The 26,908-nt window shown below is 39.8% G+C and carries 17 protein-coding genes; all 17 read right to left on the reverse strand.

The genetic code is table 11. The features are described from left to right. Window positions 1–160 precede the first annotated feature (160 nt). The 17 genes from H4O18_RS10100 to H4O18_RS10180 all read right to left on the reverse strand — a co-directional run bounded on the left by H4O18_RS10100 (window position 161) and on the right by H4O18_RS10180 (window position 26,495). A complete protein-coding gene (locus H4O18_RS10100) occupies window positions 161–1,651 on the reverse strand; it encodes an amino acid permease (RefSeq protein WP_187584124.1) in 1,491 nt (496 codons plus the stop codon). A 180-nt stretch (window positions 1,652–1,831) separates the two neighbouring features. Beyond that, a complete protein-coding gene (locus tag H4O18_RS10105) occupies window positions 1,832–3,412 on the reverse strand; it encodes a SusD/RagB family nutrient-binding outer membrane lipoprotein (protein WP_222942386.1) in 1,581 nt (526 codons plus the stop codon). Between the two features lie 11 nt (window positions 3,413–3,423). Next, complete coding sequence (locus H4O18_RS10110) at window positions 3,424–6,945, reverse strand: SusC/RagA family TonB-linked outer membrane protein (protein ID WP_246474185.1); 3,522 nt, start codon at window positions 6,943–6,945, stop codon at window positions 3,424–3,426. 176 nt (window positions 6,946–7,121) lie between these two features. After that, complete coding sequence (locus H4O18_RS10115; protein ID WP_187584126.1) at window positions 7,122–8,267, reverse strand: FecR family protein; 1,146 nt, start codon at window positions 8,265–8,267, stop codon at window positions 7,122–7,124. Between the two features lie 59 nt (window positions 8,268–8,326). Further along, the gene (locus H4O18_RS10120; protein ID WP_246474187.1) at window positions 8,327–8,911 is read right to left on the reverse strand and encodes an RNA polymerase sigma-70 factor; all 585 of its coding nucleotides are present in this window, start codon (window positions 8,909–8,911) and stop codon (window positions 8,327–8,329) included. 326 nt (window positions 8,912–9,237) lie between these two features. After that, complete coding sequence (iolG, locus tag H4O18_RS10125) at window positions 9,238–10,248, reverse strand: inositol 2-dehydrogenase (protein WP_187584128.1); 1,011 nt, start codon at window positions 10,246–10,248, stop codon at window positions 9,238–9,240. 43 nt (window positions 10,249–10,291) lie between these two features. After that, on the reverse strand, window positions 10,292–11,197 hold the full coding sequence (locus tag H4O18_RS10130; protein WP_187584130.1) for a sugar phosphate isomerase/epimerase family protein: 906 nt from the start codon (window positions 11,195–11,197) through the stop codon (window positions 10,292–10,294). A 12-nt stretch (window positions 11,198–11,209) separates the two neighbouring features. Beyond that, a complete protein-coding gene (locus H4O18_RS10135; protein ID WP_187584132.1) occupies window positions 11,210–12,685 on the reverse strand; it encodes a CoA-acylating methylmalonate-semialdehyde dehydrogenase in 1,476 nt (491 codons plus the stop codon). 36 nt (window positions 12,686–12,721) lie between these two features. Next, on the reverse strand, window positions 12,722–14,320 hold the full coding sequence (locus H4O18_RS10140) for a solute:sodium symporter family transporter (RefSeq protein WP_222942387.1): 1,599 nt from the start codon (window positions 14,318–14,320) through the stop codon (window positions 12,722–12,724). A gap of 19 nt (window positions 14,321–14,339) precedes the next feature. Then, entirely contained in the window at window positions 14,340–16,199 is a 1,860-nt protein-coding gene (gene iolD / locus H4O18_RS10145; protein ID WP_187584134.1) for a 3D-(3,5/4)-trihydroxycyclohexane-1,2-dione acylhydrolase (decyclizing), read from the reverse strand. Between the two features lie 11 nt (window positions 16,200–16,210). Then, complete coding sequence (gene iolC / locus H4O18_RS10150) at window positions 16,211–17,224, reverse strand: 5-dehydro-2-deoxygluconokinase (RefSeq protein ID WP_187584136.1); 1,014 nt, start codon at window positions 17,222–17,224, stop codon at window positions 16,211–16,213. A gap of 6 nt (window positions 17,225–17,230) precedes the next feature. Beyond that, on the reverse strand, window positions 17,231–18,106 hold the full coding sequence (iolB, locus tag H4O18_RS10155; RefSeq protein WP_187584138.1) for a 5-deoxy-glucuronate isomerase: 876 nt from the start codon (window positions 18,104–18,106) through the stop codon (window positions 17,231–17,233). Window positions 18,107–18,117: 11 nt separating this feature from the next. Continuing rightward, entirely contained in the window at window positions 18,118–19,059 is a 942-nt protein-coding gene (locus H4O18_RS10160; protein ID WP_187584140.1) for a class II fructose-bisphosphate aldolase, read from the reverse strand. 141 nt (window positions 19,060–19,200) lie between these two features. Beyond that, on the reverse strand, window positions 19,201–20,226 hold the full coding sequence (locus H4O18_RS10165; RefSeq protein WP_187584143.1) for a LacI family DNA-binding transcriptional regulator: 1,026 nt from the start codon (window positions 20,224–20,226) through the stop codon (window positions 19,201–19,203). A gap of 317 nt (window positions 20,227–20,543) precedes the next feature. Then, window positions 20,544–22,229, reverse strand: a complete 1,686-nt coding sequence (locus H4O18_RS10170; RefSeq protein ID WP_187584145.1) for a RagB/SusD family nutrient uptake outer membrane protein — start codon at window positions 22,227–22,229, stop codon at window positions 20,544–20,546. Between the two features lie 18 nt (window positions 22,230–22,247). Continuing rightward, window positions 22,248–25,196 (reverse strand): SusC/RagA family TonB-linked outer membrane protein, encoded by a 2,949-nt coding sequence (locus tag H4O18_RS10175; RefSeq protein WP_222942388.1) that lies wholly within the window; start codon window positions 25,194–25,196, stop codon window positions 22,248–22,250. A 798-nt stretch (window positions 25,197–25,994) separates the two neighbouring features. Continuing rightward, window positions 25,995–26,495, reverse strand: coding sequence for an outer membrane beta-barrel protein (locus H4O18_RS10180; protein ID WP_187584147.1), 501 nt, complete (start codon window positions 26,493–26,495; stop codon window positions 25,995–25,997). Window positions 26,496–26,908 lie beyond the last annotated feature (413 nt).

Genomic DNA, 26,908 nt, shown 5'->3' on the forward strand with positions numbered 1-26,908 from the left:
GGTTGATTTTTCAATTCTTAATCTAAAGTGCGGTTTTAAGACACAGCGGTATTGGTACTATCCCAAATGTTGCTAATCCAAGTTTTCAATACATATATGCAAGCCAACAAGGGGATCTTCTATAAAAATATTGATTAATGTCCACCTCCACGTATAAAATCTAGTTTTTTACAAGTGCTTTTTTCGTTTCGTGCTCCAAAGCAAATTCTTCCTCAGGGGAGAGGATCAATCGGTGCCTACCCTTAAGTGCAAAGTATGCCAAACCTATTATTAAATAGCCTATGGATATAAAGACAGCAGTCCTATAGGATTGATCCTGTAGCTGAAAATATATAATTACACTTGCCAATAAAATAGTGGTCCAAGCACCAAACTTCCCAAAAGGGCTAACATAAGGCCTTTCTAGATCAGGCTTGTTTTTTCGCAATAACAAAAAAGAACCGCATTGTAGAATATAGGATAACATGGCACTAAAAACAGCGATGTTCAATAAAGCCCCTCCAATAAAGACCTCACTTTCATTTCCGGCCAAAAATTTGGTGACCATCAAAACCAAAAAACCTATAACAGATCCCAAAATCAAAGCGGTATAAGGTGTTTTTCTTTTGCTATGGGTAAGGGACAGCAATACTGGAAAATAACCTGCCCTGGATAGGGAATAAATTTGTCTCCCAAAAGCGAAGATAATAGTATGGAATGATGCCAAAAGACCAATGGAAGCCACTAAGGCCAAAAGTTTGGCAATATGATCACCGTACAATACTTTAAATCCGTCCAATAAAGGTTCCCCGGATTGAGAAAGGGCAAAAGAACCCAAAGGTATTGAAGCATTAAGCCAAAGGATTAAAAAAGCCGAAATAATCAGCGTAATGATTCCATAGGTCAATCCCTTTGGCATATCCTTTTTGGGATCCACTGATTCTTCTGCCGCCAATGGCAATTGTTCAATGGCCAAAAACAACCATACTGCAAAGGGCATGGCTTTGAGGGCTCCTTCCCAGCCCAAAGGGAATAATGAACCTCCTCCGCCAGGCAAATGTTCAGCAGTACCATCGGCACCTGCCTTAATATCCAACGCATAGGTAGTAAAATCGGCACTTCCGATAGAGGATACCCAAAATATACCCAAACAGCCCAAAGCCAATAAAGTAAGTGCTACAGTAAATCTAAAAGAGAGTTCCACTCCTACTATGTTCAACAAAGTAAAGATCGTATAGAATCCGAACCACCAAAGGGGCAACAATTCCGGTGATGTTTCAAAAATTCCCTGCATATAATTACTAAGAAAAAACACAATAACGGCCGGTGTAAGAATAAATTCCAGGTTTTCCACCAGTCCTGTAAAGAATCCGCCCCAAGGTCCCATGGCCGATCTGGCAAAAGAATAAGCGCCACCGGTATGTGGCAGGGCAGGAGACATTTCTGCAACGCTCTGGGTAAGCCCAACATACATGATAGCTACAATACAAGTAGCAACGAACATACCACCCCATCCTCCTGAAGCCAGTCCCAAGTTCCATCCAGAAAAATGTCCCGATATCACGGCACCCACCCCTAAGGCCCATAAGGACCAAACACCTGCATGGCGTTTAAGTTCCCTGGATTCAAAATAGGATTTGTCCATTTTCTTGTACTTCACGCCTTTGCTCATATCAATTAATCTTGGTTTAGGTTATTTATAAATTACTTAGTTGGTAACTAATTTACTATGAAATAGGAAAAGCATCACCCCAAAAATTTCAATGCGGATCAATATTCTCAAGAAAAAGACCATAGGGAAAGAATCCCTATGGTCTAAAAGATTCATAATAAATTTTACTTAATTGTCCATTTAATTATTACTGGCAACATCCCACCACAGTCTGGTATTTAAATCGTCACCACCCATTCTGGTAACTGCTTGTTGATAGTTGGCATTATTGGTTGATTTTACCTCGTTTGGATATTGAAACCTTACCGGCACCAATTTATCATTGCCTGCATCCTCACCGGGAATGACTTCAGGCATTCCGGTGCGCCTCCAGTCGGACCATGCCTCAAAACCAGTATAAAATAAGGATATCCATTTTTGCAAGGCTATTTTCTCCAACTTTTCCCCGGCTGTACCTGAGTAGGCCACCGTAGTCTGTGCAATATAACCGTCCAGATCAAAAGCTTGTAGATCAGCCGCAATCTCATTCCATCCACCAGCGTTGATTCTATCCAAATAATACGAAAATGAGGCTCTAATTCCATTTTCATAGTAAGTTGCCGCATCGCCTATAGTAATGAAATTTCTTTCCCTAGCTTCTGCCAAGATAAATTGAAGTTCGGAATAATCCATTATAATGGTCTGTGATGCGGTTGCCGAAGCCAGTTCAACATTACACGCCCTACATGCCAGAAGAATACCAATTCTAGAAATAAAATTGGACCCCACTTCATTTGGGTTTCCTGATGGACTATAACTTAAGGCGGCCTCATCATCCAAGCCATTTGGCATGCCCACATAATCATCCAAATTATCGGAATATATTCCCTTTCCTGAATTGGAAGTGGGTTGTGCAAATACGATAAGTCTTCTGTCGTTGAGAGCCTTAAGTCTAGTTTCCAATGTAAGACTTAATCTAACCTCATCAAAACTTCCTGAACGGGTATCATATTTGGGTTGGGGGTTATCAGGATTCCATTGTAACAATGCGGCATCCGCGTTGCTGTCAAATATAGGATAAGTGGTTAAGTCACCCATTATCTCCGCCATTCCCGCAACGGCCTTTGAATTATCCACATCACTGATTCTCATCAACAAACGAAGTCGGAGCGAATTGGCAAATTTCCTCCATTTAAGTACATCGCCACCGTACAATATATCACCCGATATATTACCTGCGCCCGTCAAGGCCGCGTTGGCAGTTTTTAAGTCGGCCAAAATACCGTCGTAAATTTCCTGTTGCGGTGTAAATTCGGGCGTAATGTTATCATCAGTAATCCCTTTTATAGCGTCTGTGTAAGGAACATCACCATAAGCATCCGTTAAATAGGAATAAATCCATGATTTTACGATCAGTCCAACACCATAATAATTTTGACGATCGGGATTTTCTTTGTTATCGCGAATAATATTCTCAATATCCCTTAAACCATCGTAGCTGGAATTATAAGGGTCGCTTGTAGGCGACCAATTGTATCTGTCACCAGAAGTAAACTGAAGTCGGGCCCCATACTGAACTACAGTAAAACCTTCTTCCCATCCTTGATTCCCCCAATTGTAGGCCATTTGCCTTAAAACTCCTGGCAAAAGCAATTCCGAAGAAGCTTGCTCAGGAAAATTCGGGTTTTTATTTATTTCTTCGAAGTCTTCCGTACAACCCATAAAAGCCGCCAAAAGAAACAACATGAAGAAACCCTGTTTTGAAATATGTATGTTTTTCATCTTTTATGCAATTAAAAATCGATTTGTAAATTTAGCGTGTATGTTTTAGTGCTGGGATAAGACATATTTTCTATCCCCGGCTGTAAAGTACCGCCGGCAACGGCCACCGTTTCCGGATCAAAATGCGGGTTATCCGTCCAAAGCACCAAATTTCTACCAGTCAGTGATAATCTTGCCTTGCTTATTGGCAGTTTATCAATAATTCTGGCCGGTAAGGTGTAGCCCATAGAAACTTCACGCAATTTGGTATAGGAAGCATCGTACTTGGCAGCCTCTACGTTATCCCGTTCATAATAACGGTTGTTGTATGTCCTTACATCCACATTAGTTGTGTTTGGTGTATATACTCCAGGGGAAGTTTCCACTACCCCTTCTGCCACTATACCTGTTTCCCTACCTACTAAGGTTTCCTTTAATTGCCCAGAAGTGGAACCTATAGTTTTGGTTCTGGACACTACAATTCCACCCTGCCTTATATCGAACATAAAACCTAAATCCAAAGACTTATATTTAAAACTATTCAGGATTCCGAGCGTATAATCGGGTGCATAATCACCTTGGTACACCAAACCATCCGTTCTAATTGGAATACCATTGGAATTAACTATTTTTTGACCAAAGTATTCACTGTTTGGATCTTCAACACGTTGAAACCCTCTACCGTAAATAGCACTTATAGAACCGCCTTCCCTAGCCTGTATGAAGACACTGTTCCTTTCGGTAAGGGTATAATCTATACCTCCCAAATCTGTAACCTCGCTTCTATTGCGGGAATAGTTGAACATGGTGTTCCAACTAAAACTCTCGGTTCTTACCGGAACAACATTTAAGATTGCCTCAAAACCATAATTCCTTACTTCACCGGCATTGATCAATTTACTGGTATATCCGCTGGAAATATCAGTACTTATCGGGATAATTTGGTTTTTGGTTCTACCGTCGTAATAAGTGGCATCCAAATTAAGCCTACTTTGAAACAAACGAATATCGGCCCCAATTTCATAAGAGGATGTAATCTCAGGTTTCAAAACGGCATTGGGAATCAATGAAGATTCCGTTAGAATAGGATTATCCCCGAACGGTGTTTCATTGGTGAAAAAACTAGACAACTTATAAGGATCTGTATCATTTCCAACCTCGGCATAAGCGGCCCTTAATTTTGCAAAGGACACAAATTCCGGCATTTCAAACATATCACTTGCAATGGCGCTCAAGGTAGCAGAAGGATAAAAATAGGAATTGTTATCCGTAGGCAGAGTACTGGACCAATCGTTTCTGCCAGTAATATCCAAGAAAAGTAAATTATCATAAGCAAACCTGGCAAAACCGTAGAGGCTATTGATTCTCTTCTGTTGATTGTTTGTGTTCACCTCCAATGGTTTTCTTGTGTTATTAAAAGAATATATCCCTGGGTTGATCAATTGTGGGGCCACCGTTTGGGTATAATCCTGCCTTTGGCGAAATTGGTTTCCACCTCCAGATATATTTACGTTCCATTTTTCGTTGAACGTTTTATCATAGGATAAAAGGAAGTCTGTATTGGACTCCTCAAAAAACACATTATCCTCCCTATAGTAGCCTAATGGGAAACGTTGGGTACTAAACGCTCTTTTCTTGGTCCTTAAATCGCGGTAGAAATCCCTACCTGTCCTTACCATTAAATTCCAATTATCGTTTATGGCATAATTAGCGCTGACATTTCCATATACCCTATCCTTATTTTGTGAATTTGTATTCTCATATACATTAAAGAAAGGGTTGTCATGATAATTATAGTTATAATTAAACTGCTGTAAGCCTTCCCTTCCTGGCATCCAATAATCGCGCATACTATTGGTATTCAGTTGCCTACCATACCAAATAAACAGATACATTATACTTTCGGTACCATAACTCAAAGAGGGTCTGTTACCACTATCCGCCTTAATGTAATTAATATTGGTGTTAATGGTTAATTTATCGGTCAGGTTAAGCCCTGTACTTAAGTTAAAAGTATTTCTCGTAAGATCGGTATTGGGTACAATTCCTTCCTGATCCAAATTTTGGTAGGAAAATCTAATGTTTCCCAAGTCTCCAGATTTTGAAATGGCAATGCTATTGGTCTTCGTATAGCCCGTATTGAAGAAGTCCAGTGTATTATCAGGCATGGAAACCCATGGTGTGGGAGTTATTGGCGAATTGCTCACCAAGTAGTCTCCCCCTCTTGTCCCGTCGGCTCTAGGTGAATCAAATTGTGGGATCATTAATCCGGTATCCAATCTTGGACCCCAACTTTCATCAACACCGTCCGCAATACCGCTTCCACTACCATCTACAAAAGCAAACTGCTGGTTGTTACCTTGGCCATATTCATTTTGCCAATCCGGTAATAACAGAACACTTTCCATAGTAATACCAGAATTGATGGAAACTCCTAATTGTCCTTTTTTGGTATTCCCTTTCTTGGTAGTTATAATGATTGCACCGTTTGCAGCCCTAGCACCGTATAGTGCCGCTGCTGCAGGTCCTTTAAGTACGTTGATGGATTCAATGTTTTCAGGGTTTATTTCCGAAGCTCCATTACCGTAATCCACATCTTGGGTACCAGAGCCGCTAGACCCAACTATTGAATTACTTATAGGGGTTCCATCTACAATAAACAATGGAGAGTTCCCATTAATGTTCAATGAGGCATCACCTCGTATGGATACTCTGGCAGAACCACCCAATCCAGAAGGACTGTTCGTAATCTGCAATCCAGCAACTTTCCCGGATATACCATTTAAAAGATTAGGTTCCTTGGAAGAGGATACCTGATCGGCATCCAGCTCCTGTGATGCGTATCCCAGGGATTTCTTTTCCCTCTTAATTCCTAAGGCGGTTACTACCACTTCACTTAAGCCAGTGGCACTCTCTTCCAAAGTTATGGAGACATTTGCCTGCCCATTTACCGAAACTTCCTTGGTTGTATATCCAATATAGGAGATAACAAGAATGGCATTCTGACTATTTACACTGATTGTAAAATTTCCATCAAAGTCCGACTGGGTGCCGTTTGTAGTTCCTTTTTCCAAGACGTTTGCCCCAGGCAAAAGATTCCCTTCACTGTCAACTATAGTCCCATTTACAGCAAACTGTTGATAAACCTCAACCTTTTTTACAACATCCTTGTTTTGGGAAGGAACATTTTTTTCCGGCTTAAGAACTATCTGCTTGTCCAATACTTCGTAGGTAATATCCAATTTGGAAAAAAGTCTTTCCAAAATCGTAGTTACCAATTCTTTTTCTGCACTTACAGAGACAATTTTCTTATAATCTACCTCCTTATCGTTGTACATGAATTTGAATTCTGTAAGTGACTCTATTTTGTCCAAGACATTTTCGAGACTTACATTTTCAAGATTCATTGTAATTTTGGTCTTTTGACCATAAGTTTCGTTTGCATGAATTTGAAAAAGCGAAACAATTAAGAGAACTATTGTAGAAAGTTTCATTTTCAACTCATATTGTAGCCGAAAACGGGATTCCCTCCCCGGCTTAATTAGGTTTTTCATATTTTTGTAGTGTGTTAGTGGTTAATTAATTTAATCACGTACTATCGGGAAGTGTTGCCGCACTTTCCGATTTTTTTTTTGGCTTTGTGCCTTCATTATAATAACTTAAGCGTTTAAGCTAATTCTGTGATTTCTTTATATTGATGAAAGTTTAATTCATTGGCCGTTGTGGTTTGTTAGTTAATAATTATTTGTCTGTTGTTGATCTTATAATCCATTTCGTAAGTCTCATTGAACGTTCTAAAAACTTGATCAATGGTTTCAATATCAAAACTGGCCGTAAACAATTCTTCGTCCAAGTTTAGATTATTGTTGGTAATCTCCACATTATAATGTCGCTCCAATTTTTTGACTATGTTCTTAAAGGGCACATGTCTCAATATAATTTTTCCATTCAACCAATCGGTATGCATTGCTATATCTGCCTCTCCAACGGAAATTTGTTTATTGTGCTTATTCCATTCCGCCTTATAACCCGGTTTTAATAAAGAGGAATTTTTAGAATCATAATTCTCTTGACTATCATAAACCGAAACGGAGCCCTCGACCAATGTTGTATTTACAAATTGATCCTCAGGATAGGAGGATAAATTAAATTTGGTACCTAACACCCTTATGCTAAGTTCATCCGCATTTACGATAAAGGGATGTAATTTGTCCTTGGTCACATTGAAGAAAGCCTCACCATTTAGGAAAACCTGTCTATTATCCCCATTTAAAAATTGTACTGGATACCTAAGGGATGTTCCTGAGTTCAGAATTACTTGGGTTCCATCGGACAATACAATATCAAACCTTTTACCATATGGAACTGTAAGGGTATTATAGATTAACTTTTCTTTTGAAGTATCGTTGGTCTTATAGACCAATTGAGACCCTTGTTGTGCCCCTAACACATTTCCTTCGGAATCCACTACTTTGGCCGTCCCGTCTTCCGAAATAACCTCGACGGTTCCATCGCTCAATTGCAGGGTAATGGCATCTTCGGAAATTATTGGCGCCGAACTCGAATCATTAATATTGTCTTTAAAAATAAAAGTTACCCCTACAAGAATTGCCAAAATAGCAGCAGATTTCAAAATAGTAAAGATAACGCGACCTTTATTTTTGGAATTAGAATTTGTGGAACTGATATGGGTATGGTAAAAAGAATCCAAATCTACCTCCGTTTCATCCAAAGTGGAAGCAATATATTTGGCTTTAAAAGAATAGAATTTCTTGGCATTTTGATCAGAGGAAGTAATCCAAAACTCAACCTCCTCTTCTTCTGAGGAAGTAGCAGTACCTCTAAGGTATTTGGAAATTTTTTTATCCATCATCATCCAAAGTATAGTATTAAGACGATTCAAAAAAGATTTACACCTAGTGCTAAGTCAAAAATTTATTGGGAAATTGTGATAAACTCACGTAAATGAAGCTTCATATGCTTTAGGGCACTTGCAATATGGTTGTCAACGGTCTTATGTGAAATGCCCATCTGCGAGGCTATTTCACTATGTTTTAAGCCCTCGAATCTACTTTTTTTGAAAATACTTTTACACTTTTCCGGCAACAATTCTATGCTCTGCATAATTTTGCTTTCCAATTCATTTTCCAGTAAAAGGGAGGCCGCTTCATCCTGGATGAATTGATATTGAATTTCAGACTTGATCCGAAAACGTTGATCTAAGAAATTCCTTTTAACGTTTTCATGCTTTAATTGGTCCAAGCATGAATTCTTGGTCATAGTATATAAGTAACTATTAATATTGGTCACTTCCTTAAGTGCCCCTTTATTTTCCCAAATTTTTAAAAATACATTCTGGACAATACTTTCTGCCTCCTGGTGGTAAATTAAATATCCCTTGGCAATTTGAACAAGTTTGGAGTAATAAAGCCTAAACAAGGTCTCAAATGCACATTTCTCTCCCTTTTCCAATAGGGAAAGAAAAAACTCATTGTTGACATTAGGTTGACTCTTTTTCAACTTATCAATGGATTTAAATTCTAGGTTAAATCCTTTCACCTACCATGGCAAGAGTATTTTTTACAATGGTATATGGCTCATGGATTCAACTAATTTTTCCTCATCGCCTTTCTATTCAGTCTATCATCATATATTAAGTGTAATAATTTAACTTCCGTTAAATTTCATATAAAACATCCAACACTACGCCCTCAAATTGCAGAATATAAGTGGGTAGATATTTTAATATCCTCCCAATTTAACAAATTATTATAATCTTACCAAAGATTGGGTTTCCTTAAATCCTAAATTGATCTTGATTTTGGGTCTTCATAATTTTGAGGAATCTAATTGCTTATTTCGGAAATTTTCACTGGTCTTTTTTCCTTTAATGATTTTATGGCAGCCAGTCCAATTTGAAGAGACATCAATCCATCATTCCCATCCACAGGGACGGATTCGCCATTTTTTAAACTCTTCACATAGCTGGCCATTTCCGTTTTATACGCTTCAGCATATCTCTCCAGGAAGAAGTGCAGGGGAAGTGCCCCATGGATTCCCTTATTTGTATAAAGGCGATGCGAGTTTTCATAATTATTGTCAGCCTGTGCCATTCCCTTAGATCCAAATACCTCAATTCTTTGGTCGTATCCATATGCGGCCTCCCTGCTGTTGTCTATAACCGCCATAGTACCGTCCGTATAGGTCAGGGTAACAACTGCAGTGTCTATATCCCCAGCCTTACCGATCGCGGCATCTACCAAAACAGCTCCCTTGGCATATACCTCCTCTACTTCCTTGCCTACCACAAAGCGGGCCATGTCAAAATCGTGAATGGTCATATCCAGAAAGAGACCTCCTGATTTTTCAATATAGCTTACAGGTGGCGCACCCGGATCTCGACTTGTAATTTTTACCAAGTGGGGCTCTCCCACGGCACCCTCTTTTACTAGTTCATGAACCTTTCTAAACTCTTTATCGAACCTACGGTTAAAACCTAACATCAACTTAATGTTAGTCTCCTTTACCACTTTTAAGACCTCAACGACCCTTTTCATGGATAGATCCAAAGGTTTTTCACAAAAAACATGGATACCTGCTTTCGCCGCCATTTCAACATAATCGGCATGGGTATCCGTTGGGGAACAAATTACAACGGAATCGAAGGGGGCAACAGCCAACAATTCCTTATAAGTACTTGTGATATGGGGTATGCCCTTTGCCTTTGCATATTGTCGACATTCTTCCATTGGGTCCATTACGGCAACCACTTCCACATGTTCCATCTGAAGCAAGTTTTCCAAATGAATCTTTCCAATCCTTCCCAATCCTGCTACGGCGAATTTAACTTTTGTCATCGTTTTATATTTCTTAATGATCGTTTCCTGAAAATTTAATTATCTAAAGCCCCAAGGATTTTATATAATCCCTATTGGCCTGTGCACATATTTTTGGGTTTCCCATGCCGGGTAAAATATCCTGTTCCACGACGATCCAATCGTTGTATTTCATTTCTTCCAATAATTTTACAATGGCTTGAAAATCTACAGATCCTTTTCCCAGTTCACAAAACACCCCTCTTTTAATAGCATCGAAGTAATCCCCATTTTCTGCTCGTGAAGCTTGGGCGGCCTCGGGACTATAATCCTTGAAATGGACATGCCATATTCTTTTTCCGTACTTTTTTAAGGCACTTACCGGGTCTCCGCCGCCAAAAGCGTAATGACCCATATCCAAACACAAGCCCAGTAATTCTGGATCGGTCAAAGTCATAAGCTTGTCTATTTCCTCAGGGGTTTCTACATAACCCGCACAATGATGGTGGAACACTGTTCTTATGCCATAGGCATCCTTCACAGCCCTTGCAATCTTTTCAGCTCCAGTAGCATAAACTTTCCATTGTTCTTCTGTAAGCCCCATAGCGGGTTTAATTCTCCCTGCATTTTTGGTACGTTCCGGAACAGATCCGTTATCATCGGCCAATACAATAAAAGAATTTTTATAACCGGCATTGAACATAAGCTCAGCCACTTTTAAGGCAGAAGCAACACCCTTGTCATGATTGTCCACTTGGGCCAAAGCCACAGGAACGAAAGCTCCCAGCAGATCCAAGTGTCTTTTATCCAATTCTGCTTTTAATAGGTTGGGTGTAGTGGGCATGTATCCCCAATCGCCCAGTTCGGTACCTATATATCCAGTTTCCTTTATTTCATCCAATACCTGTTCAAAGCCTATCTCTTCGGATTTTTCTTCCAGGTCAAATTCCAAGGCGCCCCAAGAACAAGGAGCATTAGCAATTTTCATCATTCCCTTTTCCTATTAAAATTTTCTTGACCAAATGTTCGGCCATCTTTCTATTATTACCTTGGTCTGTGTAAAGAATTCTATGGCATGCTTGCCTTGTCCGTGCAAATCTCCAAAAAAGCTATCTTTCCAACCACTAAACGGAAATTGGGCCATTGGTGCAGCAACCCCTATATTAATACCAATATTTCCAGCGTCGGCTTCATTTCTAAACCTTCTGGCATTGGCACCGCTACCGGTAAATAAACAGGCCATGTTACCATAATTCCCTCCATTTACAAATTTCAGGGCATCATCTATATTCTTCATGGATATCAAACTCATGACGGGACCAAATATCTCTGTTCTAATAAGTTCCTTATCCAAAGCCACGTTCTCCAAAATTGTAGGGTTCAGGAAGTTTCCTTTCTCATATCCTGAAATGGAAGCATTTCGTCCGTCCAAAAGCACTTTTGCCCCTTCATCAATTCCTTTTTGGATCAATCCTGTGATTCTCGTCTTACTTTCGGGAGTAATTACCGGCCCCATATTTATCTCCCTGTCCAGACCATAACCTGTAGTTCTGGATTTAACGGTTTCATAAAGGGCATCTTTAATCTGTCTTTTTTGATCATCTACAGTAATAATTGTGGAAGCCGCCAAACATCTTTGTCCTGCACAACCATAAACGGAGTCCGCTATTATTCTGGCAGACATTTCTATATCTGCATCGGGCAGTACCACCACTGGATTTTTGGCTCCCCCTTGGGCCTGAACCCGTTTACCGTTGGCCGTACCCTTGGAATAGATATATCTGGCTACCGGAGTACTTCCTACAAAACTCACTGCTTTAATGGCAGGATGTTCCAAAATAGCATCTACTGAATCCTTGCCTCCATGTACCAGGCTTACAAGACCCTTTGGAATATCCAATTGATCAATAAACTCAAAAATCTTCATCATGGTCAAGGGCACTTTCTCGGAAGGTTTTACTACAAAAGCGTTACCCGTTGCAATTGCATAGGGCAAGAACCAGAAAACGATCATACTTGGAAAGTTGAACGGAGTTATACATGCTGCCACACCTAAAGGTTGCCTTATCATCATCTCGTCTATTCCCGTAGCAATATCTTCAATAACATCGCCTGCCATAAGCATTGGCGTTCCGCATGCCACTTCAATATTTTCTATAGCGCGTTGAATTTCCCCAACAGATTCCCCGTAGGTTTTGCCGGACTCCTTGGTAATAATCTCTGCAAGTACCTCGGTATTATCCTCCATGAGTGTTTTTAAGCGATATAGCACCTGAACCCTTTTCAACACAGGAACTTTGCTCCATTCCTTATAAGCTTTTGAGGCTGCCTCAACAGCCAGATCAACATCCTTTTGGGTTCCCTTACCGTAAGGCACCTTTGCCAGGACCTCTTGCGTGGCCGGGTTTACAATGTCCTTTGTTTCTTTGGAGGTGCTTGGAGTCCAGACACCATCGATATAATTTTTTAGAATTTCCATTTTTTTAAATATTTAATATTTTTGATTATAGAGCTCCTATTGGTTGTTCCAGAGCAAAACATAGATTAGAATAGTAACAGCGCATAACCCAATGGACATGGGTATGGTATATTTCCAGGTGGTCAGATTTACTGCTCCGACATCCGTAATTTCATACTTGTTATTATTGGGATAGAAGTAGGATACAGAATACATTATGGCCACGTTCAACAAGAATTCTATCCCCCATAAATGTACGAAATGAATGCCATGGGAGGTATAGCCCCAAGTCATAAAAATATAAAAACTTAGTCCAAAAATTAGGGCCACTTTAGCTCCCATTGCCGAGACTTTTTTCATAAAGAAACCGGCCAATAAAATGGAGGCAATAGGAATAAAAAATATTCCGTTAAGCTCCTGTAACAATTGGTACAGTCCATCCGAAGCATTGGCCACCATTGGAGCTGCAAAAATGGCCATAACTGCTAATATGGCAGAGGTTACTTTTCCAATCTTCACCAATTTGGTATCACTTACATTTTTGGCTATATGTTTCTTGTAAATGTCCATACTAAATAAGGTTGCCACTGAATTCAATACAGAGTTAAAGGTGCTCAAAACCGCTCCCATGATTACGGCTGCAAAAAAGCCTATCAACCATACAGGCAGCACCTTTTTAACCAACTGAGGATAAACCGTGTCTTGTTGGTCAAAGTAGGTATCCTGAAAATAATAGTAACAAATTACCCCTGGCAACACAATTATTAAGGGAATCAAAATCTTAAAAAGACCGGTTATTAAAAGTCCCTTTTGGGCTTCCTTCAAATTTTTCGCCCCCAAAGCCCTTTGGATAATTGTCTGGTTCATTCCCCAGAAATATAGCTGATTAATGATCAATCCCGTAAACAACACTTCAAAAGGCAATACAGAGTCCCTTGCCCCTACCACATTGAATTTCTCGGGAGCATAGTCATATACCTTTACCAATCCGTCCCAAATGTTGTTATCCCCTATGGCCATCAACGCCAATATTGGTATTAACAAACCTCCCAATAAAAGTCCAAATCCATTAATGGTATCAGAATAGGCCACGGCCTTTAAACCTCCAAATATGGCGTATATAGACCCTATGACCCCAATAATGACTACTGTGATCCATAGCCCTTCAGATTTACTTACCCCAAGAGCCTCCGAAACACCAAACAGACTTTCAATACCTATTGCACCAGAATACAACACAATAGGCAGCAAAGTAACCACAAACGAAAAGATAAGAATGGCGGCCACCATAGTCCTTGTTAACCCATCAAATCTACTTTCCAGAAATTGCGGTATTGTGGTCAATCCCATTTTTAGATACTTGGGAACAAAAAAAATGGCTGCAATTACTAGGGCTATGGAAGAGGTAACCTCCCATGCAATTACAATAAATCCATTGACATAGGAATTACCGTTCATCCCAATAAGATGTTCCGAGGAAATATTGGTCAGCAACATGGAGCCCGCTATTACGATTCCCGTTAAACTTCTACCTCCCAAAAAATAACCATCGGACGATGTTAAATTGGTTTTTCTAAGGCTGTACCAGGTAAAAAAAGCAACCCCTCCAGTAAAAATCAGGAAAGACGTTAAAATAATGATGAGATCGGAATTCATAAGGCTGGTTGGTTATGGTCTATAAATAATATTTTTGGGTTTTCTTATTTTCCCTATAGGTTTCCAAAGATTTTTTGACGCCACTTTTCTCTGATACTTCGGCTACCGCTACATCCCACCAGGCAAATCCTGGGACAGCTTTTTTACGGTCCACTTCAATATAGATTACCGTGGTCTTGTCTATGGTTTTTGCCTTTTTAAGGGCGGCATTTAATTCCTTTACATTTTTCACTTTAATTACATGGGCTCCCATACTCGCAGCATTGGCCGCATAATCTATAGGCAATAATCCTCCATCCAATTGATCGGTCTCCTCATTTCTATATCTGTAATAAGTTCCAAAACCTTCGCTTCCAAGAGAACTGGACAAGCTTCCAATACTGGAATAGCCATCATTGTTCAATAAAACAATTGTTAGTTTCTGTTTTTCTTGGATTGATGTCACGATTTCCTGAGACATCATTAGGTAACTGCCATCGCCCACCATTACATATATTTCACTTTCAGGCCGTGCCATTTTAGCACCCAATCCACCGGCAATTTCGTAGCCCATGCAAGAATAACCGTATTCCAGGTGGAAGCCTTTGGGGTTTCTGGTCCTCCACAATTTATGAAGGTCTCCAGGTAGGCTGCCTGCGGCACAGAGTACTATATCCTCTGGGTTCGAAAATGAATTTACAGCTCCGATCACTTCCCCTTGAAATGCGGGCACTTCATTCTTTTCGGCATAGATATCCGCTACAAATTGATCCCAGCTCTTATTAAAGTTTTCTACTTTTTCACTATAATCCGCGCTTACTTTAAAATTGGACAGCTCCTTATCCAAGGTTTCCAATATGGCCTTAGCATCCCCTACCAAAGGAAGTGCTCCATGCTTAAAGGAATCGAATTCCGTAATATTTATATTGATAAAACGGACATTGGGATCCTGAAATGCGGATTTGGAGATGGTAGTAAAATCACTATATCTTGTACCGACCCCTATAACCAGATCGGCCTCTTTGGCTATCTCTATGGCCCCTGGTGTTCCTGTTACCCCAGCTGCTCCCAGGTTCTGTGGTTCGTTATAATCCAAGGAACCCTTTCCCGCAAAGGTTTCGGCCACAGGTATCCCCGTTCTATTGACCAATTTTTTTAATATTGCCGTTGCATCGCTATAAATAGCACCACCACCCGCAATGACCATAGGTCTTTTACTTTTTTTGATTTGCTCAATTGCCCTTGCCAATAGCGTTTGATCTGGCATAGTTCTACCTATATGCCAAACACGCTTCTGGAACATTTCTTCTGGAAAATCAAAGGCTTCTGCCTGAACATCCTGTGGAATGCACAAGGTAACGGTACCTGTTTCGGCCTGGGAGGTGAGTACCCGCATTACTTCGGGCAAGGCTGTAATCAATTGTTCCGGTCTATTAATTCTATCCCAATATTTAGAAACGGGCTTAAAACAATCATTGACCGATATATCCTGGGTTACATTGGATTCCAATTGTTGCAATACCGGTGCAACCTGTCTTGTGGCAAATATGTCACCTGGAATTAGGAGTACAGGAATCCTATTAATAGTGGCCGCCGCAGCACCAGTAAGCATATTGGTGGCTCCCGGACCAATAGAAGATGTACAGACGAAGGTTTGCAACCTATTCTTTACTTTGGCAAAAGCTGCAGCAGTATGCACCATTCCCTGTTCGTTCCTAGCTACGTAATATGGGAAATCCAAGTTTTGGTGAAGTGCCTGTCCTATACCCGCCACATTTCCATGCCCCAAAATTCCAAAACAACCTGCAAAAAATTTATTCTGAACGCCATCACGCTCTACATATTGGTTCTTAAGATATTCAATTGTGGCCTGGGCCACCGTAAGTCTTTTTGTTTTCATCGCTATATAAATTAAAATCCGCCCTTCTGCTTTATAAAGTCCATGGATTCTTCCAAGGTTGGCATAAAATTGGCACAACCCTTTTTAGTAACCACTTGCGCACCACTGGCATTACCCATTCGGCATGCCTTTTTTAAATCCCATCCTTGTAGTATTCCATATAGGAATCCGCTGGCAAAGGCATCACCTGCACCCAGCACATTCAAAACCTCAACCGGAAACCCGGGAACATCCTCCCTGGAACCATCTTTTTGGTATATACTGGCGCCCTTTTCCCCTCGCTTTACGATCAGTGTCTCTATGCCAGAGGATAGCAGTTGCTTAATAGACACATCTATATCCCCTTTGATTTCCGGAGCGGAAATCTGTTGTTCCTTTATGGTCACTTGTGAGGAATCGATGAGCGTAGCGGCAAGAATCTCCTCTTCGGTACCAATTGCCATTTTCACTCGTGGCAAAATAGCCCTTATTGTCAGTCCAAATGCCCTGTAATCATGCCATTGGTCCGCTCTAAAATCCAGATCGAGAACTACGTCGACATCATTTCTATTAGCGATTTCAGTGGCATAAAAAGTAGCACTCCTAGTAGGTTCTATATTTAACGCAGTACCATTGATCAACAATATTTTGTAGTCCGGAATATTGGCTTTGTCCACGTCATCAATATCTACCTGACTATCGGCCGCATTGTCCCTGTAGTACACCAAGGGAAATTTATCCGGAGGTTCTATTCCCAGGACAACCGCACTACTCCTAGTCCCATTTTTTACGGGAATACAATGCGTGTTTACCCCCTCCCCATTCAAGAAATTTAGGATAAACTCACCAACCTTGTCATTACCTACCGCGGTCAAAAGACTGGCATTAACACCCAATCTTGCACATCCGACGGCTATATTGAGCGGAGATCCTCCCACAAAGGCATCAAACCCTTTAATATCATTAAATGGTGAACCAATATTCTGTGAATAAAGATCAATACTAGATCTTCCAAACGTGATTACATCAAACTTTTTATCGCTCATTTTAAATTATTGTTTATTCATTTCCGCTGTTACCAAGGGCAATCTTTTGTCTTTTGAGGTCCAGGAATCATAAATCCATTCATGATCCGGGTCTGTGGTATTGGCCAAGCATTGGTCCGTACCGGCCAAGAAATTAAGATAATAACAGTGAAATCCGTGTTCCGCCACCACTGGATGAAAACCCTTGGGTATCATTACCACGTCATTATGTCTAGGTCTAACAATCTCGTCCAAGGATCTATCCTTGGTATAGACCTGCTGAATAGCATATGCCTCCGGTTTTTGAAACTTATAGAAATACGTTTCCTCCTGTATTGGTTCCAAAACCGTTCCTTCAGCGTCTACTATCCGCTCATCGTGTTTATGGGCAGGGAAGGAACTCCAATTGCCAGAAGGAGTATATACTTCACGCACCACTATTTTACTACAACCAAAACCCGGTGGCACCAAATCATTGAACTGTCGGGTAGCATTGTCACCACCAAAAATAACCACGGGAGTATCCTCTGGAGTTACGAATTTTGCAGGAAAATCCTCATCTACCTTGCACCAACCGTACCCTATGTCCAAAGTATCGCTCATAGCCGTTAATGTGAATTTGCTATTTCGCGACAGATAAAGAGTATGGGCCACCCCGCTAAAAACATCCTTTCTGCCATTTTTTGTTTCCCAGTTTCCCTTATCGCTTTCCACCTTAAAATTGCCACTCAATAACACTATGACCATTTCGTTATCCTTGGTATCGTGTTGCCAAGTTTCCCCCTTGGTCATTAACCTTGCCTCAAAATTGAGATATTCCCAGTTGGCCGATGCCGGTGTAATTTGATGATATACCCCGGTTTTGGATTTTGGTTTTATCTGCAAATGTGAATTATGTTCCATAATTTTTAATTTTAAAATTTTAAGTCGCTCACTTTCCCGGTGGCACCCAATAGATCGAACTTTTCCAGCATAAATTTTTCGTACTCCGCCATATAGGTCTTGCCTGGAATAACGGGGTCGAAAAGCTCTGGAGTATCCCTGAAGAATTCCCTATGCACCCTGGTCCACAATAGTCTGGTATCTGTTGCTATATTGATTTTACAAACTCCATAGGCAATGGATTTAACAATCTCATCGGGCGAAACCCCGGAGGCACCTTCATTCAAATTCCCTCCTGCCTTGTTGATCCGTTCTATTTCCTCCAAATTAACGGCAGAGCCACCATGCAACACTATAGGAAAATTAGGCAATCTGCGCTGAATCTCCTCCAATATTTTAAACTGAATACCGTCTCCACCAGAAAATTTATAAGCTCCATGACTGGTGCCTACTGCAACCGCCAAACTATCACATCCTGTTAATTCCACAAATTCCTGCACTTCGGACGGCTGGGTATATTTGGCATGTTTTTCGTCTACGGACAGATCATCTTCCACACCACTTAACACCCCCAGTTCCGCCTCTACTACAATGTTCTTTTTACGGGCCTTCTCCACTACTGCCTTGGTCCTTTTTACGTTCCCATCAAAACTATCATGGGAGGCATCGATCATAATGGAGTCATAATCGTTGGATTGAATAGCATTAAAAGCATGTTCCTCGTTCCCATGATCCATATGAACGGAGAATACTGCTCTGGGATGAATTTTGGAGGCCGCGGTTATCATGGCCATAAGCATTTCAGGATGGGCGTAATTCCGTGCTGCAGGTGTAATTTGCACCATAAAAGGTGCATTGGCTTTTTCCCCGGAGCTAAAAAGTCCGTGGACCTGTTCCATGGTAAAAACATTTACAGCTGGAATGGCAAACTTGCCATAACAATGTTCAAATAATATTTTGGGCGAAACTTGCATGCAAAATTTAGATATAATTATTTATAGCCTTAATATATTATACAAATAACAATAAATAATTGATGTTTCGAAGAATTCCGTATTAAAAGTCTATGCAAAGGTTTGCATAATTACAGAATTATTTCACTCTAGAGGTAGTAATTAATTTGCTTTGGAAGAAGCCCTAATAACGAGTTCTGGTTTAAAGACTTCCTTTCGAAACTCCAGTGTGGTATTCTTGTTGTTCAAATGACTTAATAAAATTCTGGCAGATAGCATTCCCATACTGTAAACCGGTTGCCAAACGGTAGATAAGGAGGGTGTAATAAACGAGGAATGCGGTTCATCGTCAAAGCCTAAAACAGAGACCTCTTCGGGAATTTTCAAACCCATTTTTTTGGCGATGTGCATGGCAGAAATTGCGATATTATCGTTGTAGGCAAAAATGGCGTCCGGACGTTCTTTCAATTCCAATAATTTTTTTGTCGGTTTTATGCCATCTTTATGTGAAAACCCTGGTACATGAACAATGTGTTTCCCATTAACGGGTATGTTGTTTTTTTCCAGTGCATCCAGATAACCCTGAAGCCTGTGTTCGGTGGTACTCAAATTCAAGGGACCCCCAAGGTGCGCAATGTTCTTGCAGCCCGTTCCAATTAAATATTCCACAGCCTGAAATGCCCCATGATAATCATCGACCAATACTTTATCAGCTTCCAATCCAGGACAGTCCCTATCAAAAACCACCACAGGGATCCCGCTTTTTTGAAGCCTTCGAAAATGATCAAAATTCTTGGTCTCCGACGATGGCGATACCAAGACCCCATCTATCTGAATCTTTGACAGCTTCTTTACAATGGTCATTTCCTCCTCATAGGATTCATTGGACAAGCAAATCATGATATTGAACTCGGAATTAACAATCACGTCCTGAATACCGGTAATTATTGCGGAAAAAAAATGACCAGTAATTTCTGGTACTATAACCCCAATGGTATTGGATTTTTTTTGCAACAGGTTTAAAGCCAAAAGATTGGGCTGATAATCCAACTCTTCTGCCAGTGCCTTTACTGCATCCTTGGTTTCCTTTTTTATTGCTGGATGATCATTCAAGGCTCTGGACACTGTTGAAGGAGCTATGTTGAGCTCGCGCGCAATGTCTTTAATAGTAACGCGGCCTTTCTTCATAATAAATTGTCATTTCCAATCCGTACTTCCCTTTTCATATTCACATTTATTACAAGATGTCAACCCTATGAAACCAAAAAATTTCATCTAACCAATTATGGCCCCAAATTAGGGAATTGAACAAGGTAACCAAAATACAACAAAAATTCTAAATTAGCTTGCAAAGTTAAACCCATGAAAAATAATTAATCATGATATGTTGAAGCGTCTTTAAATAGAATGTCTTAAGAATTATTTTCATATTCTATATAACCCTAAAAGCAATAAGGGCGAGCAAAAATTTGCCCGCCCTTATTAATATTAACACTTAACTATTTCTAATATCCAGCGTTTTGAACCAAATAACCGTCAAGAATTGAGGCGCCATCAACAGCACTTTGAGGAATTGGCATAAGACGCTTTTGGGGATCGGAATTTGTTTTTTCAGTATAAGAGTCCTCATACTTCCCAAAACGAATCATATCGGTCCGTCTTTGAAATTCCCAATAAAATTCAAATCCACGCTCACGATACAAAATGTCAAGATCCATTGCGTCAAGTGCCGGAGCTGTAAACCTAGCGGTTCTAGATGCTCTAACGAAATTAACATCGGCCAGTGCCGCACCGGCATCTCCCTTTCTTAGCATTGCTTCAGCACGCATTAGGTACATATCGGCCAAGCGCAGTACTACAAGATCAGGTTGTCCTTTGTTTCGGCCAGAATCTGAAGTTTTACTAAACTCATACTTCAACACCCTGTATCCGTTACTGTGCGAACTATTGGTAGTAAAATCGATCTCCAAGGAATGAAAAACTGGATCACCTACCTCGGACCTACGATTTATAACAAGGTCCACTACATATTTATCACCTTCGCATCGTTCAAAGGGGTCGCCTCCTTGATCATGTTGCAATCCGTACAACAAGCCCCTATAAATACCTCTATCGACCTCGAAATCTGCGGCGCTCACACATCCAGGTTCATTTATCAAATTATCCTTATGGAATCGGGGATCGGCATCTGCTGGATCCACATCGCCATAGGCATCTACCCAGGTCTGATAAAAATCCGGAGTAATCGCTGCAGCATCAGTACCATTGGCACTAGGAAATTCTGGAAGTGGGTAAAAATCTCCGGACATAGAGAAATAAGCCATGCGATTATGACCATCCAAATCTGGACGCTGATCAATAGCAAAAATCAATTCCTTGTTTGTATGATTTTCATCGTCAAAAATTTCAAAATATTCTGCAGAAAGGGCGTGCTCACCAGAATTGATTACCTGATTTGTATATTGGATTACTGCATCCATATCTGCCGCACTGAAATTAGGTGTTCCATAAGGATCTCTATATACGGCCGCATTTAAATAAATTCTAGCCAACAATGCTTGTACGCCAGTCTTTGTCATCCTTCCCGGGCCAACTGCAGTAGTGGTTGACAAATCCGGTTCAACGGCCTTCAACTCACTTATTAAATAATCAACTGCCTCACTCCCCCTTAATATTACGGATTGATCGTCAATATTATCCTTGACAAATACCAAACCAAATGCGTCCAATAAAATATGGTTATAAAGCGCTCTCATAGCCTTGGCTTCTGCTAAATAAACCACCGCTTGAGGATTTGTTTCAGTTAAAGGCTCTAAGGCATTAATAGCACTTACGGATCTGGCTATATGTTTTGTAGTTCCTTCCCAAACATCTTTCATGATGGAATTTCCTGGAGTCATGGCATGACGGTATAAATCCGAAAATTTACCTCCATCGCCCCAATCCGTACCGCCCCTATAGGGCAATATGGCTTCATCCGTTGAGATTTCTTGCATGGCAAAATATTTAGTATGCCTCCAAATATCATTATTTGCATTTGCATACACGGGAGCTATAGCTGCTACAGCTTCATCGATACCTTCAGTACTAGGATTCAAAGATTCGTCCAAAACATTCTCTTCTAGATCCGTACAATTCCAACTTAATAACATGCTGCCGAACAACAATGCTAATTTTATCTTGTTTTTCATATCTAATTTTATTTTTTATTAAAAGGATACATTCACACCAAAAACAAATGTTCTCGCTTTTGGATAGGCGAACTTATCTATACCAAAGGATTGAATTCCGTTGGTTGAACTATCCGTATTTACCTCTGGATCATATCCATCATAATCCGTAATTACAAATAAGTTTTGGCCTGTAAAACTCAATCTAAATTCTTGTAACCAATTAGAGGCCCAAGACATGGATTTTGTATCGAACGAATACCCAAGGGTCATATTATTCAATCTTAAATACGAACCATCTTTTAAATAGCGCGTAGAAACCGCAGCCGAGTTTATAATACTTTCTTCTGGATATTCAATCGCAGCAGCCGTAGTATTATTGGATTTGCTCAACAAGGTTTTATAAAAACTCCCCATGGCGGTATGGTCATAAATTTCATTTCCGGATACCCCATTAAAATTCAAAGTAAAATCAAAATTTTTATATTTTAAATTTGCGTAAAAATTATAGGTTAGATCGGGCAAAGCACTTCCTACAATGGTCCTATCTTTTTCAGTTATCTCACCATCTCCATCATTGTCCGCAAATTGAGACAAACCGTCCGGACCAATTCCAGTAAATGTTTGCATATAAAAAGCGCCAATGGCCTCTCCGCTAACAAATCCATTAATAGTAGCATCCGTAAGACCTTGTCCAGAGGCAGATCCCGTAGTTACAATGGTAAAAGGGGAATCCTCCACTAAATTATCAATAAAAGTGGCATTTCCTCCAAATCCATAAGACAAACCATCAGGATTACGTTTTGAATAATCCAATGCTACTTCAAGTCCTTTGTTGGTAATGGTCATGTCAGGAACATTGGTCCAATACGTTGGTGCCGGAACAATAGGGTCTACTGGGACAACCTCTAATAAGATATTGTCCGACACTTTATGGAAATAATCCACGGTACCTGTTAAACTACCATCAAATAATCCGAAATCCACACCCACATTAGACTGGGTTGAAACCTCCCATTGAATGTCCGGGTTGGCAAATCGGGTATATTCAGATCCCACTGGATAAGCACCATTTTGATCTATTGGATAACTTACATTACTAGAGTTACTAACCCTAAAGGAGGCTTTTGTAATTTTCCCTGGAATTTCCTGATTTCCAGTTTGCCCCCATCCAGCTCTTAATTTTAAATCGCTAAAGATGGAACCCTCCATAAAATCCTCTTCAATAATTCTCCAAGATCCTGCAAAGGACGAGAACACTCCATATTTATTGTTTTTACCAAATTTTGAGGAACCATCAGCTCTTACCGTTGCGGTAAATAGATACCTATCCATAAAACTCCAATTGGCCCTGCCAAAATATGACTGTAATTCGTCTTCATAGGTACTTCCAGTAGGTCTATGGTCAGTTATATTGGTATCCCCTCCCAGTCCTGGGTTATTACGAGGGTCTATACCTGTATCAGATGGAAATTCGTCAATGGACCAACTACTATTTCTAGCAAAAGTCTTTTGATAAGAGTGACCCCCTAAAATACTTAGATTGTGTTCTCCTACATCAAAAGTATAGGTCAAGTAGTTTTCAATTAGGTTATTTTCATATTTTCCAAAGGACTGTCTTAAAAAACCTAAATCATTTCTATCACTATTGGCGATAGTTTGCTGATCCCTGTCCGATGATCTATTTTCATAGCCATAATTTAGTTTGTATACCAGACCATCCAAAATTTCGAAAGAAGGTGCTATGTTGATCAATATTCGTCTAGATTCGGAAAAATCCCCATTATACTTATTGGACAATAAAGGATTGTTCCAATTAAGAGGATTGTTAATCTCCCCATCAGCAGTATATGCGTCAAATGTAGGGTTGGTGGAATACCCCAAATTATTATTTCTGGATTGATCGGTCAGCGTCGTATTCAAATTATAATCAATTCTTAATCGATTATCCAATAATTTTTGGGTTACGTTAATTCTGGCACTTGTTCTTTTTAGGTCGGAATTATAAACAATACCTTCCTGATCTTGTAGTCCTAAGGAAGCGTAATAATTTAATTTATCGGTACCCCCGGATAAAACCAGATTGTAATTTTGCGTAATTGCGGCCCGGGTCAGTTCTTCTTGCCAATCGGTAGAACCTCCTCCATCTATCAGTTCACTTCCAGGAATTGCTGCCACTTCCCTGCGAAATTCATCAGCACTGAATACATCCAATTTACGTGCCAATGTAGAAACACCTACATCGGTAGAAAGTGATATTTTTGAAACACCAGACTTTCCGCTTTTAGTAGTAATAATGACCACTCCATTAGCACCTCTTGAACCATAGATTGCCGTTGCCGAAGCATCTTTTAGCACATCAATGGATTCAATGTCGTCTGGATTTATAAAATTCAAAGGACTTTCACCTGAACCCGTACCTGCCAAGCCAAGAGGAAAACCATCCAAAACAAATAATGGCCCTGACCCTGAACGGATAGTCCCTTGTCCACGAATTACTATGCGTTGTCCACTACCAGGCTCACCACTTGAAGAGGTAACATTTACACCCGCAGCCTTACCCTGTATAAGTTGACCCGCATTGTTTACAACTCCTTTATTGAAGTCTTCACTGGTAACCCTTTTAACCGCACCTGTAACGTCCTTAATTTTTTGAGTTCCATACCCCACAACGACCACTTCGTCCAATAATGAGGAGTCTTCCTGTAACGATATGCTTACATTGCTTTGACCATTTAGCGGAATTTCTGAGGTTGCATACCCTAAAAAAGACACTGCGAGTGTTGCATTGGCATCAGCTACTTGGATTGTAAAATTACCATCAAAATCGGTTGTTGTTCCATTCTTAGTTCCCTTTTCGAGAACTGTTGCACCGGGCAAGGGAACATTCTGTTCATCGGACACCGTACCGCTAACCGTGGTCTGTGCCCATGATGTTGTTGATATGCCTATCATAAAGGCAAACATCAAAAATTTCAGTTTCTTCATATTTTAGTAGTTTTAATTAGTTTTGTCATAACCAATTTAACACAAAATTAAGGATATCGAAATTTTACGGTCTTAAAAAACAATGCAAAGGTTTGCATAAGTCGAATTAGGAAGAAATTTCTTACGAGTATAATTGCCCTAATCCAGGTTAATATTTCCTGACCTGAATATCAACCCCTATAGGGTTGCCAAACCAGGTATAAAGCAAGCTACATACTATCTTGCCCCTTATCAACGAAGGTACAAATCCCCATAATCAATTTCTACAGACCCATAAATTCGTTACCGATTAATAATCTTAATTGGTTATTTACAGCAAAACTATATAATTGGTGATAGGAAAATTGAGCGATTTTATGATTTTACCTTGCGTTTACTATTTAATAACACAAAATGAATTAAGTAGTATCATAAAAAAATCAAACTATATATTAAGGTATACTCAAGAAAATAAACTCCTTTTGGAACAGCCCAAACCGGTGCCTCTGATTTCCTGAAACAAAACACTTTACATTATAAAAAAATAACAACCAATGCCCTATGTCTAAAATGCAGATCGTTTTACCAATGCCGTCTGACGCATTAACAATTTCCTAACGCTTATAAGGAGATTTTGAAATTTTTGGTGCTGCTTTTTAGATGCAACAATGAAAAGTGCCTGCGAATTAATACCACAACTTTTAATTATAAGATGGTCGAATAAAATAACAACAGCTTAGGAATATATAATTCCCACCTTAAAAAACACTGATCAAGGAAAACTTCTCTTTCTTAAACTTAAGGATAAGACTAATAGACCTAAAAATCAAAGGTATAGACTACACCAAGAGTAAGGGTCGTCCAAGTAACATCATCCAATTTGATACCGGTATAGGAAAGATTCACTTCCGTTTGTGCCCCCATTAAATAACCAATGGTTGGCCTATAATATAATCCACCGTCATTGCCGTCGTTTATACCTATGGCCTGACCAACATCGGCCCCAAGGGAGAACGAATTGGATGTCCATATTCTTACAGAAGCAACGAGGGGAATAAATTGAATGTTAGGCAGATCCTCGGCAAAGATGTCCCTATCATATTTTTCCGGAAATCCATTTACGAAACCTACCATTACCCCAAGGTCCACTATTTCGCTTAGACCCCAGCGATATCCTAGATCCACTCCCGCAACAAGGCTAAGTTGATCCTGGAATTCATCCAATGGCAGACCTCCATGGATTCCTAGTTTCATGCCTTGTTGGGCAAACAAGCCTAGACTTAAAAGTGCAAAAACAAAGGTCGTAAGTACTTTTTTCATACATGTTGGTTTTTATTGGTCGGTATAAATCTAGGGTCTTCCTTAGACCAGACCACATTTTTGTTGTAAAAGCGGCAAAAATGGTTGTGGAGTCGGGAATTTTTAGTACAACACCCCTAATCCATTAAAATGAATTGGTATAAAAACCATGTTTGCACTGTTGGATACCTTTTATAAATATCTAATCCCCTAAAATAACTTTCAAGCATCAGTTCCCAGTTTTTTCACTTAATAAATAAGCAAATATTTATATTAATTATACCTTTTTAATTTAAAAATTGGGCTACAGGCAAAATAAATACTATTAGGTGTTAAAAATCAAAAATAATTAAACATTATGTATAACATAAGTATATAAATTTTATACCTTGTCCCAAAATCTAACCGACATGTTAACTCAAACACACATTATT

Source organism: Arenibacter arenosicollis (assembly GCF_014397245.1).
Taxonomy (GTDB): domain Bacteria; phylum Bacteroidota; class Bacteroidia; order Flavobacteriales; family Flavobacteriaceae; genus Arenibacter; species Arenibacter arenosicollis.

Coding starts and splice junctions, on each gene's coding strand:
- H4O18_RS10100 (WP_187584124.1), bottom strand. CDS start 1,651: ATGAGCAAAGGCGTGAAGTACAAGAAAATGGACAAATCCTATTTTGAA.
- H4O18_RS10105 (WP_222942386.1), bottom strand. CDS start 3,412: ATGAAAAACATACATATTTCAAAACAGGGTTTCTTCATGTTGTTTCTT.
- H4O18_RS10110 (WP_246474185.1), bottom strand. CDS start 6,945: ATGAAAAACCTAATTAAGCCGGGGAGGGAATCCCGTTTTCGGCTACAA.
- H4O18_RS10115 (WP_187584126.1), bottom strand. CDS start 8,267: ATGATGATGGATAAAAAAATTTCCAAATACCTTAGAGGTACTGCTACT.
- iolG (WP_187584128.1), bottom strand. CDS start 10,248: ATGACAAAAGTTAAATTCGCCGTAGCAGGATTGGGAAGGATTGGAAAG.
- H4O18_RS10130 (WP_187584130.1), bottom strand. CDS start 11,197: ATGATGAAAATTGCTAATGCTCCTTGTTCTTGGGGCGCCTTGGAATTT.
- H4O18_RS10135 (WP_187584132.1), bottom strand. CDS start 12,685: ATGGAAATTCTAAAAAATTATATCGATGGTGTCTGGACTCCAAGCACC.
- H4O18_RS10140 (WP_222942387.1), bottom strand. CDS start 14,320: ATGAATTCCGATCTCATCATTATTTTAACGTCTTTCCTGATTTTTACT.
- iolD (WP_187584134.1), bottom strand. CDS start 16,199: ATGAAAACAAAAAGACTTACGGTGGCCCAGGCCACAATTGAATATCTT.
- iolC (WP_187584136.1), bottom strand. CDS start 17,224: ATGAGCGATAAAAAGTTTGATGTAATCACGTTTGGAAGATCTAGTATT.
- iolB (WP_187584138.1), bottom strand. CDS start 18,106: ATGGAACATAATTCACATTTGCAGATAAAACCAAAATCCAAAACCGGG.
- H4O18_RS10160 (WP_187584140.1), bottom strand. CDS start 19,059: ATGCAAGTTTCGCCCAAAATATTATTTGAACATTGTTATGGCAAGTTT.
- H4O18_RS10165 (WP_187584143.1), bottom strand. CDS start 20,226: ATGAAGAAAGGCCGCGTTACTATTAAAGACATTGCGCGCGAGCTCAAC.
- H4O18_RS10170 (WP_187584145.1), bottom strand. CDS start 22,229: ATGAAAAACAAGATAAAATTAGCATTGTTGTTCGGCAGCATGTTATTA.
- H4O18_RS10175 (WP_222942388.1), bottom strand. CDS start 25,196: ATGAAGAAACTGAAATTTTTGATGTTTGCCTTTATGATAGGCATATCA.
- H4O18_RS10180 (WP_187584147.1), bottom strand. CDS start 26,495: ATGAAAAAAGTACTTACGACCTTTGTTTTTGCACTTTTAAGTCTAGGC.